Below are 16,248 nucleotides of genomic sequence, written 5' to 3'. Positions count from 1 at the left end.
AATTGCCGGCTAATTAGTCGGCAATTGGGGGAAAATGCATGAATTTTTGTGGACCTGGCGGGATTCGAACCCGCGGCCTCTTCAGTGCGATTGAAGCGCGCTCCCAACTGCGCTACAGGCCCATTCAAGCAGCAAGATTGTATCTTAGGGGGTTTGCACTGTCAAGACAATCCTAAGTCCATAGGTCTGCAGGCTATCACAGCCTGCTCAATCACGCTATAATTCCGGAAGGTCATTATAGGAGATCATATGAACCCCGGAGATATTCCATCATTCCCTTCTGTATTTAAAAAACGGCAGGCAAAATTAGGCGCGGTGCTAACTGATACCCAGTTAGATAGCCTGATCCTCAACCCCGGACCCAGCCTTTTGTACCTCACCGGATTGCATTTTCATCTGTCCGAGCGCCCGGTTCTGGTGTTCTTTTTCCCAAATGCTACCCCGCTCATCGTTTTACCAGAATTGGAGCTTCAAAAGTTGAAGGACCTACCCTATGAAATCCAGGGTTTTCCCTATGGAGAAGATCCTGAAACCTGGGGAAATAGTTTCCAGGAGGTGATCCAGGCTGCCAACTTGGGTAACCAGCGTAACGGGGTGGAACCCAGGCAAATGCGACTGCTTGAATACCGATTGCTCGTTGAAGCTGCTCCAAAAGGAGAATTTATCCCGGCAGGCGAGAGTGTCTCGACGTTGCGCATGTATAAGGATGAAGACGAATTATTCGCCATGCATAATGCGGTTCAAATCGCACAGCAAGCGCTAAAGGCTACTTTACATCAGGTGAAAATCGGCATGACCGAGCGTGAAGTGGCTGCGGAGCTAACCCTGCAACTTTTCAAGGCAGGCAGTGATCCGGAAATGCCGTTCGCGCCTATTGTTTCTGCTGGGTCTAACGCCGCCAACCCACATGCTACTCCTACAGAACGCAAACTCACGGCTGGTGACCTGCTTGTCATCGATTGGGGTGCAAGCCACTCCGGTTATATCTCTGATATTACGCGGACTTTCGCTATTGGTAATGTAGATCCCGAGTACGAAAAAATTCACCAGATTGTCTTGCATGCAAATGAGGCAGGCAGAAGCGCGGTGCGACCTGGTATACCCGCTGAAGCCGTCGACCATGCTGCCCGTCGGGTCATCGATGCATCTGGTTACGGAAAGTACTTTACCCACCGAACCGGGCATGGATTAGGGATGGAAAGTCACGAAGACCCCTACATCCGTGATGGCAATCGTTTGTTGCTCACGCCAGGCATGACCTTCACCATTGAACCTGGCATCTACCTGCCCGGAAGAAATGGGGTGCGCATTGAGGATGATGTAGTCATCACCCAAACAGGGGCAGAATCGCTGACCGATTTCCCCAGGGAATTTACGCAGCTATTCTAATTCATCAATCGAAAACTGATCAGTAAGGAGCAAGTTTATATGATCATCCCAACTGCAGAACCCTTCTTTTTTCCAGGCAACCGGACAGGTTGCTTGTTGGTCCATGGGTTTACTGGTGCTCCAAAAGAAATGCGCTGGATGGGAGAATACTTGCGTGACCAAGGCTATACTATCCTGGGGGTCCGATTAGCTGGTCACGCCACCCGCATCGAAGACATGATGCATTTGCAGTGGCAGGATTGGCTGGCATCTGTGGAAGATGGTTATCATCTCCTTAAAGGTTGCGTTGATGAGGTTTTTCTCATCGGTTTATCCATGGGCGGTATTCTTTCCCTCTTGTTTTCTTCACAACACCCGGTGTCGGGAGTAATTGCCATGTCGACGCCCTACGAGCTACCCGATGATCCGCGGTTACCATTCGCAAAAATACTTGCCCCGATAATGCCCAAGGTAGAAAAAGGTCCCCCTGACTGGCGCAACCCTGAAGCGGCTAAAGACCATGTGGAATACCCTTATTTCCCAGTCAAAGGTATCATCCAGTTGCGCGACCTGTTGGCCGAGATGCGGAATTCCCTCCCCAGCATTAAAGCACCCGCTCTCATCATCCAATCCCGGCAAGATACAAGCGCAGTCCCTGCCAGCGCCGAGAAGATTTTGGCTGCCCTGGGTAGCAGCGATAAACAGGTCTTTTGGGTGGAAAATAGCGGTCACGTGATTACACGCGAGCCTGACCGCTTCCTTGTCTTTGCAAAAGCTGATGAATTCATAAAACGAGTGAATGGTAAGTAAACTAATATATGAGCCGTGATCTGATCCTGCTCAGCCTCTCATTGATGACCTGGGGAGTCGGAGAGGGTATGTTTTTTATTTTCCAGCCGCTATACCTGCAACAGCTCGGTGCAGATCCATTGACCATCGGGATTATATTAGGCGCGGCTGGGATCGCCATGACCATCGCCCATATCCCAGCCGGACACTTGGCAGACCGGATTGGAAGGAAACCACTCCTGCTGGCGTCATGGATCATGGCCATGTTGGCTACCTGGATGATGGCCCTCTCCCCATCCCTGCCATTCTTCGTGATTGGTCTGCTCATGTACAACCTGACAGCCTTTGTTTCATCACCGTTGAGCAGTTATATCACCGCCGCCCGCGATAAACTAAGTGTCGCCCGGGCGCTCACCGTAGTCTCCGCTTTTTATAACGGTGGAGCGCTGCTAGGTCCATGGCTAGGGGGCCAGGTGGGTGAAAGGTTCGGTTTGAGGACCATCTATTTCATCGCAGGGGGTATTTTTATCTTTTCCTTGATCATCTTACTATTTATTAAATCCCAGCCTGTGGAAGTCGTCAACGCGGATGACCAGGGGAATGTGAAATTTATCGATAGAAAGTTCGTCACTTTCCTGGGTGTGATCTTGTTGGCGGGATTTTCTATGTACCTTGCCCAACCCCTCTCAGCGAACTACTTGCAAAATCAGCAAGGTTTCTCACTGGAATCCATTGGCTTATTGGGTTCAATTACCAGCGCGGGAATTGTGATATTAAACCTGGTGCTGGGTAACTTCAATCCGTTTATTGGTTATTTATTGGGACAACTTTTCGTAGCTCTTTTCACCATCATCATGTGGAAAGGCACCAGTTTTGCCTGGTATTGCGTGGGATATTTCCTGGTCGGCGGTTTCCGCATGGCGCGCTCACTGGCCACTGCCCTCACTAAGAATTTAGTCCACCAGGCCAGGATGGGGCTGGCGTATGGCATTACCGAAACTATCGGCTCATCTACGGTCATCCTCGCCTCACCCGTTGCGGGATACTTATACCAGATCCAACCCACCCTAATGTATATCGTCGGATTTTGCCTGATCCTCATTTCGATGCTAGTCAGTACTTTATTTATCCCACGCCCACAGCCTGAGACCTAATTTGTATTCATGTATATAATTAGTCTATATCAAAGCAAATACAACCAGATTATCTAGTCGGGGAGGCAATATGGAGACGATCTATACCTACGGTTTGCTAATTATTATGTGGTTCCAGAACCTTGGGCTTTGGCTTAGCCCTGTGATGAAATTTTTTACTTTTCTGGGATCAGAGCAATTCTACCTACTCGTTGCTCCAGCTATCATTTGGTGCATCGATGCTGCCCTGGGTTTACGCTTGGGTTTGTTCTTGATGATCAACGGGATGGTGAATGCTGCCTTAAAAATTGCCTTGCATATGCCCAGGCCATACTGGTACTCAACCCAGATAAAAGCCCTGGGAGGTGCGGAGAACTCCTTTGGCGCACCATCCGGGCACGCCCAGAATGCAGTGGTGGTTTGGGGCACGCTGGCAAATCACATAAAAACTCGCACTGCCTGGATTATCGCCATAATCATCATGTTCATGATTGGCCTCTCGCGCATCTACCTGGCAGTCCACTTTCCTCATGATGTGCTATTGGGATGGATTGTTGGGGCAATCATGCTGTGGCTCCTGTTACGTTTAGAGAAACCAGTAGTAAAGTGGATTAGAAGCTACTCGCTCGCTGTGCAACTTCTCCTGATCTTCCTGTTCTCCCTTGGTTTAATTTTCCTGGTAGTCATCGCCCAGCTCACCCTAACTAGCTGGAGCGTACCTGTTGATTGGGTAAACAGTGCCCACCTGGCGTTCCCTGAAGAACCTGCCGTTACCCCTCTGTCATATCACAATGTTTTATCAAGCCCTGGGGCTTTCTTCGGCCTTGCTGCTGGTTATATCTGGATATTGCACTTGGGTGGATTCACCACCCGGGATCGCTGGCACAAATTAGTGCTACGCTATATCTTTGGCGTTCTCGGCGTGCTGATCCTGTACCTGGGCCTGGGGTCCCTCTTCCCTGAATCCGAAACATTTCTTGCCTATGCTCTCCGTTATGTCCGTTATGCACTGATCGGGTTTTGGATAGCCGGCTTTGCTCCCTGGCTTTTTATTAAATTACGTCTAGCATCCCGTGCAAAATAACCCTTGGCAACAAAAAAGGCCGGCATGATGATCATACCGGCCTTTTTACTTTATATTAAGTACTACTCTTCTTTCTTGTCCTGCATGTCCTTGATACGGGCATTGACAACCTCAGTTGCAATATGAGCAGGTACATTCTCATAATGGTCAAATTCCATGGTGAAGATACCCCGTCCGCCGGTCATCGAGCGTAAATCGGTGGTATAGCGTTGCATTTCAGCCAACGGAACCTGAGCTGTCACCACGGAGTGACCTTTTTCAGTGTCCATGCCCTGGACACGTGCCCGGCGGGTATTAAGGTCGCCGAGGATATCACCCATATTGGCTTCTGGGACGACGATACGCACATTCATGATCGGTTCACGCAGCACCGGACCAGCATCCTTGAAGGCCAGCTTGAAGGCTTCACGCCCAGCAGTTTCAAAGGCGATGGGTTTCGAGTCTACAGGGTGCTCCTTGCCGTCATATACAGAAACATGGACATTCAAGACGGGGTAACCAGCGATCACGCCTTCCTTCATCACACTGCGAACACCTTTCTCGATAGCGGGCATGAAGCTATTGGAAATTGCACCACCAAAGACATCATTGGTGAATGAAAATTCTTCTTCCTGGAAAGGCTCAACGCGCATGAAGACTTCAGCGAACTGGCCCGCACCACCCGTCTGTTTCTTATGACGGTACTGAGAAGCAGCCTGTTTTGTGATGGTCTCCTGGTATGGTACTTTCGGTATTTCAGTAACCAGGCTGGTCTGGAATTTACCCTCAGCCTTGCGGATGGCAACATCGATATGTTGGTCACCCATTCCCTGCAGGATGGTTTGATTGGTGCTTGGTTCCTGGCGCCAGCTGAGTGTCATATCCTCTTCACACAGGCGAGTAAGGGTTGGGCTGATCTTGGCTGAATCGGCCTGAGTTTTGGGGAAGACCGCCACACTAAATAATGCGTGTGGATAGGTCGGCATAGCCAATGTCAGGGGATGACCCTTATCACAGAAGGTATTCCCGGTAGCCGTGGAATTTAGTTTAGGAACAGAGGCGATATCACCAGCATGGATGAGCTTCATGGGGAGCTGCTCCTTGCCTCGCAACAGGTGAACTGTGCCAAAGCGTTCTTCAACACCCTTGGTCTGGTTCCACACCCGCGAATCGGAGCTGACCGTCCCTGAGTAAATTCTAAAATAGGTGATCCGTCCAACAAAAGGATCAGCAGTTGTCTTCCATATATAGGCTCCCAGGGGCTCATTATCTGCGGGCTTTAGGGTTTCGTCACCGTCCTTACCCTGAGCAACCGCCAGCGAAGCGTCTTTAGGTGAAGGCATCAGGTTAACCATGGCATCCAGCATAGACGCCAGGCCAATCTCGGCTGAGCCAGCCGCAACGAATACCGGCACCCATTCGCCTGCCAAAACTGCCTTTTTAAATCCGCGCAGGATTTCCTCAGCGGTCAATTCTGAACCTTCAAGATATTTTTCAAGCAGGGAATCTTCACCTTCGGCGGCAGCTTCGATCAATTGCATACGGGCGTTCTCGACTTCATCTTTATATTCTGCAGGGATTTCCTGGGAACTCTCCCCTGCCCCCGCATAGGCTTTCATGGTAAAAAGGTCTAAAACACCCTTAAAATCTGCCTTCTCACCCCAGGGAAGCTCAACCGGGATCAGGCGTTTATCGGAAATCTCTTGCACCGATTCGAAAGCTTTTCGAAAATTGGCATTGTCGCGGTTCATTTTGTTGATTACAACCATGCGCGGCAATTTGAAGGTATCGCAGTAGGAGAGGGCGATTTCTGTTCCAACTTCTGCACCTGCGACAGAGTCCACCAAGACGGCAGCAGCATCTGCAATACGTAAAGCTGAGATGACCTCGCCAACGAAATCGGTGTAACCGGGAGTATCCAACAGGTTGATCTTGCTACCCTTATACTCGACCGGGATCACCGAGGTAGATAATGATATTCCGCGGCGGATCTCCTCCTCTTCGAAATCTGAGGCTGTTGTTCCATCTTCAATCTTACCCAAACGGGTAGTTGCGCCAGTGAAGTGTAAAAATGCTTCAGCCAGCATCGTCTTCCCAGCACTGCTGTGTGAGACGAGCGCAATGTTCCGAATGGACTCAGTCGTATATTCTTTCATTATGAAACCTTCCTTTTATCAGCTAAATTCAGACAAACCTTGATTTTACAGGAAACAAGGCAAGTTGTCAAAGCTTTGCCCCAAATTGTTATTCAAACTTGAAAAGTGAACTGTTCAAGCCTGAAAAGTGAACCGTTATCAGTTGAAAAGTGAACACCTCCTCCATGATAGATTTGAACCAAAAAGAGGTCATCATGGATCAAATTCACAAGCGTTTCACCGTTGAGCAGGTAAAAATATTATTGAAAAGCTATACCCAAGGCACAATCACTCGCTCTGAATTAGAAGAGATCCTGCATATTAGTAAAACCAGGTTCTTTGCAATGCTTAAAGAGTATCGCCAGAACCCAGAAGCTTTCTCGATCGCTTACCGCCGAACAACGCCTGCCCGTTTATCACCAGACATAGAAGCGGCAATTGCTGAAGAATTATTACGGGAAAAGGCCTTGATAGAAAATCCCGAACTTCCGATTTCCAATTACAACTACCTGGCCGTACAAGATCGGCTGAAGACGAAAGGGATCACCGTCTCTGCTACGACGATCACCAAACGAGCTAAAGAGATGGACTGTTACCTGCCTCATCGCAAGCACAAAGTTCATGACCGAGAAGTGATCACCACCACCATCGGAGCCCTGATACAACATGACGCTTCTACGCATCGCTGGTCACCTTTTGCTGAACAGAAATGGACCCTGATCACCTCCTTGGATGATTACAGCCGTATGCTGCTTTTTGCTGATTTCTTCACTCAAGAGACATCCTGGGCTCATATTCAGGCAGCTCAGGCTGTCCTACAGGCTTTTGGTCTTCCTTTGAGCTACTATGTGGACAATTTGCGCGTCTTTCGCTTTGTACAAGAGCGCGACTCGGTCTGGCGAAAACATGTTCTCCTTACCGATAATATCGATCCCCAATGGCGCCAGGTCATGCGTCTGATGAGCGTAGATGTCACCTATGCCCTCTCGCCACAGGCCAAAGGCAAGGTCGAACGACCCTATAGATGGTTACAGGATCGTATTGTTCGCACATGTGCACTGGAAAAGCTTACCACCCTGGATGAAGTGCGTAGCGTCTTGCGCAATGAGGTCGATCGATACAACAATCACCAGGTCCATTCTACGAACGGTGAAATTCCCAATATACGTTTTGAGAAGGCCAGAAAAGCAGGTACCAGCCTTTTCCGCCCTTTTGCCCTACCAAAACCTTACACCTCGTCCAAAGATATATTCTGTTTACGGGACATGCGTACTTTGAACGGTTATCGTCGCATATCACTCTTCAATCAGGAAATCGAGGTTCCACATGTTCCATTACGGGAAGATGTGGAACTGCACATGGTTCCCAATCTTGCAAAACAAGTGCGTGAAGTTCGTATCTGGTGGAACAGGAAACTTGTCCACTCCCTCAACCTGCCACTTGCCAATCTTAGAGTTCACTTTTGAAGTTTGAATGAGTTCACTTTTCAGGTTTTACTAACAAGCTTTGCCCCAAATTAACCAACAGATTAGCATCTTGATAGGGAATAAATTGGAGTAAAATAGTCCACATGATGCGAAAAGTATTCTTTAACCTTGCTTATCTCCAAAAACCGGTATGGGATACTGGGATATCTCCACCTGAGCTGCTTGATTTTATCGCCTCCCACGCTCCAGGTAGGGCATTAGACCTGGGATGTGGAACGGGAACGAACGTGATCACCCTGGCAAAACAAGGGTGGGAGGTGATCGGCGTGGATTTCGTCAAGCGAGCCATTAATATTGCCAGGAAGAACGCTGAGCAATATGGCGCTCAGGCTGAATTTCGTGTAGATGATGTGACCCGCCTGGGGAATATCACAGGCAAGTTTGACTTGATTCTCGATATGGGTTGCTTTCATAGCCTGCCAGCCTCTACGCGCCAGGCTTATATTCTAAAAATTGACCAGCTCCTGGCGGATAGGGGTACCTTCCTTTTATATATGTTCATGAAGGCGATCCCGGATAATGCTGGACCCGGAGCCACTGAAATGGATATAAATTTCATTACACAAACCCTACAGCTGGTAGAGCGGAAAGACAGCACAGAAAGAGGCATACGCCCCTCAGCTTGGTTCGCGCTCCAGAAAAAATCAGATGGGAAGGGCAGGTAGAATCATCCAGTGAAGGTTTTATTCCTGTTCCTGGATGGGATTGGAGTGGGGGAAGCAAATCCACACATCAATCCATTTGCCAGGGCGACACTGCCCATACTGGACCAGCTCTTAGGGGGGCACAATATGATGACCCAGGACCAGCTGGTTATGAGCGCTCATAACCCCCAATTTATTAATACCGAATGGGCCTCATTATTCGCTCTGGATGCCTGCCTTGGGGTGGAAGGCTTGCCACAGTCTGCTACGGGACAGGCAGCCCTGATGACCGGAATGAATGTTCCAGCCCTTATTGGCTATCACGACGGCCCCAAACCAACCCCTGCCATAATTAACCTGCTGGAAAAGAGAAACTTATTAACCCAATTAATCATGGGAGGCAAAACAGCCAGTTTGGTCAATGCCTTTCCACCACGCTATTTTCAATCCATTGATGCAGGCTACCGCATTCCCGGAGTAATCGCCTTATCCATGATCCAGGCTGGTATCCCGTTGAAAACCGAGATAGATTTACGAAATGATAAGGCTATCTCGGCTGATTTCACCGCCGAGGGCTGGAGAAGCCATCTCGGTTACATCGATACCCCTGTGCTCAACCTTGAGCAAGCTGGTGAAAGATTGTGCTGCCTGGCAAGCGGTCATGATCTTACAGTCTTCGAATATTGGCTAACCGATATCGCCGGTCACCACCAGGAGATGGATGATGCAGTTCACTTGCTCGAGCTTTTTGACAGGGTTCTGGGGAGCCTGGTTGAGGCATGGGATCATGAAAATGGTCTGATCCTGCTTACCTCTGACCATGGAAATATGGAGGATTTGAGCACCCGCCGCCACACACGTAACAATGTACCCCTGTTGCTCATCGGGGCAACCGAATTGCGCCAGGCTTTTATCAGAAAGTTATTCCAATCACGCGGTTCCAAGCAAAGCCTGGATTTAACAGATATCGCCCCCGCTATTCTGGATATTCTGGGTATTTCTAAAGTTTTAGATGATGCCCACCTGTTTGCCGACCTCGGAGAAGATGTCTAAAACCCGATGCAGTTGTTCATCGGTATGAGTGGCCATGTAGCTTGTCCGCAGCAGCTGCTTTCCTTCGGGTACTGCGGGTGATACAACCATATTCGTGTAAACACCTGCCTCAAACATGGCTTTCCAGACTATCGCAGCCCGCTTGTCATCACCGATAAATATGGGAATGATCGGCGAGACCGAATTACCCGTATTGAAACCCAGCTCCTGATAGTTTTTGCGCATAAACTCACCGATATCATTAACTCGCTTCACCCGTTCAGGCTCTTCACGCATGACCTGTAAAGCTGCCAGCGCGGTGGCAGCATTGGCCGGCGGGATGCTGGCACTAAAGATAAGCGAGCGGGCATGATGCTTAATATAATGGATAATATCCTCGTCACCAGCGATATATCCACCGAGGGACGCCAGGGATTTACTAAAGGTCCCCATGATCAAGTCGACTGCGCCAGTTAGCCCAAAATGAGCTTCGGTTCCCCGGCCACCACCCAGCACACCCAGCGCGTGGGCATCATCGACCATCAACCGTGCTCCATACCGCTTGCATATCCTGGAAATCTCGGGCAGAGGGGCAATATCGCCCTCCATACTGAATAGCCCATCCACAACCACCAATCTCCCTACGCTCTCATCCAATCCTGCCAAAACACGCTCCAGATCGTCGATATTATTGTGCTGGAAGCGCTTTACCTTACCCCAGCCCAAACGTGCTCCATCAACGATGCTGGCGTGATCATCCCGATCGAGCACCACCACGTCATTCCGGCCAACCAGGGAGCTGATCGTGCCCAGGTTAACCTGCATACCTGTCGAGAAAACCAGTGCTGCTTGCTTGCCTACCCAAGCAGCCAGCTCGTGCTCAAGCTGCTCATGCAGCTCCAGGGTACCATTCAAAAAACGAGAGCCGGTACAGCTCGTGCCATACTGTTTAATGGCATCAATCGCAGCTTGCCTGACTTTCGGATGCGTAGTTAAGCCCAGATAATTGTTCGATCCAATCATGATCAGGCGCCTGCCCTTACAAATTGCTTCGCTGCCTTCGTTACCTTCCATGGGAATAAAATAAGGGTAATACCCCGACGCAATGAACTCTTTTGCATATGTAAATTCAGAGCACTTATCGAAAATATCCATGTTTCATGCCTCTTTCAAGTTCGGATTTTTCTTGCGGTTAGCCTTGGCAACTATTTGATCCATTACAGATGCCAACGTACCCCCAACGATGTTATTGAGCAGATAGAGTAATTTTGTCTCAGCACCCGGCAAAATTTTATACTGTCCATGCTCAATACCCGTAATAATAATTCTAGCGACGTCGTCAGCTGACATAACCTTGGTATTACCAGCCAGTGCCTTAGTTTCAGGTGGCTTGACCTTATTTTCATACTCGAGCTGAGCTGTTTGTGTATCACCTGGGAATACGACCGAGACGCCAATCCCGTATAGCTTCAGCTCTTGCCTTAGCGCATCAGAAAAACCGCGCACAGCAAACTTCGAAGCACCATAGGCGGTGTAGCCAAACGTGCCGATAAACCCGGCAACTGAGGAGATGTTCACAATATAACCACTACCCCGACTCACCATGCCTGGCAAGAGGGCTTTGGTAGCATAGACCGTTCCAAAGTAATTTACCTGCATCATCCAATTGAAAATGGAGAGATCCAAATCCTGCACATAACCTGGGTGAGCAACCCCAGCAGCATTGATCAGAATATCTGGTGTACCCGATTGCTTCATGATAATCTGCATCGCCTTTTGAACACTATCCCAATCCGAAACATCTGCAGATATCGTTGCAATTAGCTGTTCTTTGTTCTCACGATACTTTTCTACTTCGGTAAGCGCAGAATCCAACAATTCCTGGCGCTGGGCTAACAGGCATACGTGCATGCCCCTCATTGCCAACGCACAGGCAACAGCCTTACCAATCCCGCTCGACCCACCCGTAACCAGGGCAACTTTTCCCTTCCCTAACTGCGCTTTGATTTTCATATACTCATTAACCCAAAGAATTCCAAAAGGTTATCCCCAGCAGATTATCGCGTTGTTATTAAATTCATCCGTGGTTGTTTAGAGAAAAAGATTATACCTGCGATTGGGTATAAAATATAACGTTATTAATTATTAACCGCAATATGAGGTATTCGTCGATATTGGAAATACCCTTGACTTCGTCAATCTGAATCATATGTTTGAGATGCAGTATCATTAATGATTAGAATCGCCCGAGTCCTGGTTCTAACAATGGTAATGAATAATTTGATGAATAGTACAAACTTCCATGCCAACCCTCTCTGACCGTTTACGAGCCCTGGGAGTAAAGGTAGGCACCCAGGATCTTCCTGCTCCCCAACCCAGAAGGAAGCATCCAGTCGAAGAAATCGTACCTGGACGTTTCATCGAGGCTGGCAATGGCCGGGCGTACGTGATTGAGCAAGACTTCCCAATCAGCTATCTCCAGGGTCAGATCGGATTGCGGATTAATACCAGGCCACTGACGATCGCTGAATGGGCGGGTGAAATAGGAATCGCTGACCAGGAACCGGAGAGTCTGGTTTTCCTGGACACTGAGACTTCAGGGCTGGCGGGTGGAACCGGAACCTTTGCTTTCCTCATTGGAGTTGGCCGGCTGGACCCTGAAGGCTTTCACCTGGCCCAGTATTTCATGCCTGACCCCCTGGATGAGCCAGCCTTGTTACTGGCATTGGAGCAGTTCCTGGCACCCAGCCAAACCATCGTAAGTTTTAATGGAAAATCTTTCGATGTACCCCTGCTAAACACGAGATATACATTGCAGGGGTGGAAATCACCCTTCATGGATCTCTCCCATGTTGATCTTCTACATTTGGCCCGCCGTTTATGGCGAGACCGGTTACCCAGCCGGACTTTGGCGAACCTGGAAGTCCAAATCCTGCATGCCAACAGGACAGATGAGGAGATCCCAGGTTGGATGATCCCCCAGATCTACTTCGACTATTTGCGGGATGGAGATGCCCGACCCCTGCAGCGCGTGTTTTACCATAATGCTATGGATGTAGTTTCCCTCGCTGCGCTCCTGAATCATACCTCCGCCTTGTTGGAAGATCCGCTGGTCCGGGTAGGCGGAGAATTTGCAGACCTGGCTGCTGTGGCAAGGTTGCTGGAAGAACTTGGACACACGGATAAGGCTTTGAGTTTGTTTGAGACCTGCCTTGCTCAAGGGCTGCCGGAGAGAATTTTTGACGACACCCTACTCCGCCTGGCACTATTACATAAGCGGACAAATAATTACAAGGCCGCCATACTGTTGTGGGAACAAGCAGCCAAACGAAAACAGATGTTTGCCTTTGAAGAGTTGGCCAAATATTACGAACACCATGCTGAAGACTTAGATCTAGCTCTCCGTTGGACCCAGGAGGCTTTAGATCTACTAGAAGTCATTGAGCTTCCGACCAACGAGAAGCTTCAATGGCAATCTGAATTTGAACACCGCCTGGAGCGATTGAAGCGAAAAAAATCAACCGCGTTAAAATAAGAGGGCTGCCTATCGAGACAAGCAGCCCTTCTACTCATCCGGTAATCAACCTAAGGCATCCAGCTGTTTTTGTAACAACTCAACCGTTTCTTTAAAAGTGAGCAGTTTCTCCCTTTCTTTCAGGACAATTTCTGCCGGGGCACGCTCAGCAAACGAGCCGGCAAGCAATTTTTCCAGGCGGTTGCCTTGGGATTCAGCTTCAGCTAGCGCCTTGGTGATGCGTTCACGTTCCTCGGCCTTGTCCACCAGACCTTCGAGTGGTAAGAGGATCTCCACGGGTCCGATGGCGAGCCCAATTTGATCTTCTCCCTTCGGTGGCAGACTGGCTGAAACCTCAAACTTGCCTGGGTCTACCAGGGCAAGGGAGCAGATGACATTTTTCTGCTTCAGGAACAGCTCAGTCTTATCACCCGCAGCCAACAATGCTGGGATACGTTTACTCGGCTTGACGTTCTTTTCAGCTCGAATATTTCTGATTGAACGAATTACCTCCTGAACCAGGCTGAAATCGGTAGTAACCTGGTCTTCCCAACCTTCGGTCAGGCGCGCATCAGGCCAGGCAGCGATAATCAGGTGTTCGTCCCAGCTGGAAGAGATATCCGAAAGTGGGCTGCCTTGTAAGGCCTCTCGCAACGTGTCCCAGATCTCCTCGGTTACAAACGGAGTAAATGGGTGAAGCAAGCGTAAAGACAGATCCAACACTCGCACGAGGGTTGCAGCAGTGGAATAAGCACGCGCTCCGCCTTCCAGCATCTGCAACTTGGCCACCTCGATGTACCAGTCGGCGAACTCACTCCAGAAAAAGTCATAGATCTGCCGTCCGGCTTCACCGTATTGGTAGGTCTGGAACAAGCGCTCTACATTGCGGATGAGCTCCTGGGTGCGTGACCAGATCCAGGAATCTGCCAGAGTCCACTCCAGTTCTGTCGATGGCTTGACGGTCACCTTTTCCAGGCTGGTGATGATGAAGCGGCTGGCATTCCACACCTTGTTGATGAAATTACGATTGGGTTCAACCTGCTTGATGCTGGCATTCATGTCCTTACCGGGTGTGGAGCCCACCAGCATGGAAAACCTGAGCGCATCCGTGCCATATTCATCCATGACGATCAATGGATCAATGACATTATCATAAGATTTACTCATCTTTTTTCCTTGAGCATCCCGGATGATCCCATGCAAATAGATCTGGCTGAACGGGATATTGCCGGTAAATTCAAGGCCAAACATGATCATCCTAGCTACCCAGAAAAATAAGATGTCGTAGCCTGTTTCCATCATTGTCGTCGGGTAGAAATAGCAGTAATCTGGAGTCTCATCTGGCCAACCCAGGGTGGAGAAAGGCCACAGGGCGGATGAGAACCAGGTATCCAAGACGTCCGAGTCCTGCTCGATGTTTTTACTCCCACAATGGGCACACGTGGTTGGATCAGTCCGTGAGACGGTCACATCACCGCAAGCTTTACAGTACCAGACTGGAATGCGGTGGCCCCACCACAGCTGGCGTGATATACACCAATCCTGGATATTTTCCAGCCAGTTGTAATAAACCTTGGTGAAGTGATCGGGTACGATGCGAATGCGACCCGACCTGACCACTTCCAGGGCTGGTTCTGCCAGTGATTCCATGCGTAGGAACCACTGCATTGAGATCATCGGCTCAATGATCTCCCCCCCACGCTGCGAACGGGGGATATTCATCAAATAATCCTGCTCTTTAATCACCAGGCCTGCAGTCTGCATGTCTTCCCACAGATGCTTACGGCAATCAAAACGATCCTGGCCTCGGTACGGTCCACCGTTCTCATTTACTCGCGCATCTGGATCCAGGACAGAAATGATCTCCAAGCCATGCTTCAGACCTATCTGGTAGTCATTTGGATCATGACCTGGGGTGATTTTTAATGCGCCGGTTCCAAATTCACGATCAACATACTCATCCGCGATCACGGGTATCGTTCGCCCCAGGATGGGAACAATCACTTTTCGGCCAACGTATTTTCGGTAACGCTCATCTTCGGGATGAACCGCCACAGCCGTATCCCCCAGGATGGTTTCTGGCCGTGTGGTAGCCACCGGGATAAATTCGTCTTTTGAGCCCGCCAGCATGTATTTAAAGTAATACAGCTTACCCATCTCTTCTGAATATTCCACTTCCAGGTCAGACACGGCCGTCTTCAGACCTGGGGACCAATTGATCAGCCTCGGACCACGATAAATCAAACCTTTTTCGTATAAACGCACGAAAGCTTCACGTACCGCGCGCGAGAGACCTTCATCCATGGTAAAGCGCTCACGACTCCAGTCACACGAAGCACCCAGCCGGCGAATCTGGCTGGTAATGATGCCACCATACTTGTTCTTCCATTCCCAGGCTCGTTTAAGGAATTCTTCGCGGCCGATCTGCTCGCGAGTGATCCCCTCGCGGCGTAATGCCTTTTCGATCTGTAGGTGTGTGGCAATGCTGGCATGGTCGGAACCTGGAACCCACAAGGATGGAATGCCCTTCATGCGATGATAACGGATCATCAAATCTTCCAGAGAGACGAATAATGCGGAACCGAGGTGAAGCTCGCCCGTGATATTGGGTGGGGGAATAGAGATCACGTAGGGCTTTCGAGTCGGATCGAAGCCGGGTTTATTGGGATCATTCACCGGCGGGAAGTAACCATTCTCCTCCCACATCCGGTAAATTCTGTCTTCGGTGGAGTTAAAATCGTATGCTTTCGGTAGATCGATCATGATAAAAACCTCCTTTACTGCTCATTTACTTAAATAAAAATCCTTCCGTCCATATGAGGACGAAAGGCTCAACTTTCGCGGTACCACCTCACTTCACCAGCTATCCTGGTGCACTCGCCCTGACAAACATCAGGTTACGCTGTAACGGGCTTACCCGTGTCGGTCTACTAAAGCCAGGAAGGCACGTTCTTCGACAGTTCTACCAGGCGACATTCGGTGGAAATTGCTGAGTGAGGCTTTCAGCCAATGGCCTCACATTCTCTGACAGCGCATCAATCGCCTACTCCTCCTGGTAATGCTACTGGATATTAATTTCCGTG

Annotated in this window: 12 protein-coding genes and 1 tRNA gene; 8 read left to right on the top strand and 5 right to left on the bottom strand. The window is 49.5% G+C overall.

The window, feature by feature from the left end; all coding sequences use genetic code 11:
- Positions 1 to 46: 46 nt before the first annotated feature.
- Positions 47 to 122, bottom strand: a tRNA-Ala gene (locus tag C3F13_08235).
- Positions 123 to 249: 127 nt separating this feature from the next.
- On the opposite strand from C3F13_08235, the gene C3F13_08230 reads away from it, so the two are divergent.
- The 4 genes from C3F13_08230 to C3F13_08215 all read left to right on the top strand — a co-directional run bounded on the left by C3F13_08230 (position 250) and on the right by C3F13_08215 (position 4,374).
- A complete protein-coding gene (locus C3F13_08230; protein PWB53885.1) occupies positions 250 to 1,389 on the top strand; it encodes an aminopeptidase P family protein in 1,140 nt (379 codons plus the stop codon).
- Positions 1,390 to 1,428: 39 nt separating this feature from the next.
- Positions 1,429 to 2,178 carry a carboxylesterase gene (locus C3F13_08225; GenBank protein ID PWB53884.1) on the top strand — a complete coding sequence of 250 codons (750 nt, stop codon included), beginning with the start codon at positions 1,429 to 1,431 and terminating at the stop codon, positions 2,176 to 2,178.
- 8 nt (positions 2,179 to 2,186) lie between these two features.
- Positions 2,187 to 3,311 carry a hypothetical protein gene (locus C3F13_08220; protein PWB53883.1) on the top strand — a complete coding sequence of 375 codons (1,125 nt, stop codon included), beginning with the start codon at positions 2,187 to 2,189 and terminating at the stop codon, positions 3,309 to 3,311.
- Positions 3,312 to 3,381: 70 nt separating this feature from the next.
- Positions 3,382 to 4,374, top strand: a complete 993-nt coding sequence (locus tag C3F13_08215; protein PWB53882.1) for a hypothetical protein — start codon at positions 3,382 to 3,384, stop codon at positions 4,372 to 4,374.
- 62 nt (positions 4,375 to 4,436) lie between these two features.
- On the opposite strand, the gene C3F13_08210 is transcribed toward C3F13_08215, so the two are convergent.
- Positions 4,437 to 6,509 (bottom strand): elongation factor G, encoded by a 2,073-nt coding sequence (locus tag C3F13_08210; protein PWB53881.1) that lies wholly within the window; start codon positions 6,507 to 6,509, stop codon positions 4,437 to 4,439.
- A gap of 164 nt (positions 6,510 to 6,673) precedes the next feature.
- Between C3F13_08210 and C3F13_08205 the strand changes: the two genes are divergently transcribed.
- The 3 genes from C3F13_08205 (at position 6,674) to C3F13_08195 (ending at position 9,672) form a co-directional block, all read left to right on the top strand.
- Positions 6,674 to 7,954 carry a hypothetical protein gene (locus C3F13_08205; GenBank protein PWB53880.1) on the top strand — a complete coding sequence of 427 codons (1,281 nt, stop codon included), beginning with the start codon at positions 6,674 to 6,676 and terminating at the stop codon, positions 7,952 to 7,954.
- 104 nt (positions 7,955 to 8,058) lie between these two features.
- Positions 8,059 to 8,640 carry a hypothetical protein gene (locus tag C3F13_08200; GenBank protein ID PWB53879.1) on the top strand — a complete coding sequence of 194 codons (582 nt, stop codon included), beginning with the start codon at positions 8,059 to 8,061 and terminating at the stop codon, positions 8,638 to 8,640.
- 9 nt (positions 8,641 to 8,649) lie between these two features.
- Positions 8,650 to 9,672 carry a hypothetical protein gene (locus C3F13_08195; protein ID PWB53878.1) on the top strand — a complete coding sequence of 341 codons (1,023 nt, stop codon included), beginning with the start codon at positions 8,650 to 8,652 and terminating at the stop codon, positions 9,670 to 9,672.
- Here the strand turns inward: C3F13_08195 and C3F13_08190 are convergent.
- Together C3F13_08190 and C3F13_08185 are read right to left on the bottom strand one after the other, a co-directional pair.
- The gene (locus C3F13_08190; GenBank protein PWB53877.1) at positions 9,628 to 10,806 is read right to left on the bottom strand and encodes an 8-amino-7-oxononanoate synthase; all 1,179 of its coding nucleotides are present in this window, start codon (positions 10,804 to 10,806) and stop codon (positions 9,628 to 9,630) included. The genes C3F13_08195 and C3F13_08190 overlap by 45 nt on opposite strands.
- A gap of 3 nt (positions 10,807 to 10,809) precedes the next feature.
- On the bottom strand, positions 10,810 to 11,664 hold the full coding sequence (locus C3F13_08185) for a short-chain dehydrogenase (GenBank protein ID PWB53876.1): 855 nt from the start codon (positions 11,662 to 11,664) through the stop codon (positions 10,810 to 10,812).
- Between the two features lie 289 nt (positions 11,665 to 11,953).
- Here C3F13_08185 and C3F13_08180 point away from each other — a divergent pair, with 289 nt between their 5' ends.
- Positions 11,954 to 13,186, top strand: coding sequence for a hypothetical protein (locus C3F13_08180; GenBank protein ID PWB53875.1), 1,233 nt, complete (start codon positions 11,954 to 11,956; stop codon positions 13,184 to 13,186).
- Between the two features lie 45 nt (positions 13,187 to 13,231).
- Here the strand turns inward: C3F13_08180 and C3F13_08175 are convergent, their stop codons facing one another.
- Positions 13,232 to 15,928, bottom strand: coding sequence for a valine--tRNA ligase (locus tag C3F13_08175; protein ID PWB53874.1), 2,697 nt, complete (start codon positions 15,926 to 15,928; stop codon positions 13,232 to 13,234).
- Positions 15,929 to 16,248: the final 320 nt, after the last annotated feature.

The organism is Anaerolineales bacterium (assembly GCA_003105035.1).
GTDB lineage: Bacteria > Chloroflexota > Anaerolineae > Anaerolineales > UBA4823 > FEB-25.
The sequence above is the reverse complement of the archived record's forward strand: the minus strand, read 5'-3'. Positions and strand labels throughout refer to the sequence as shown.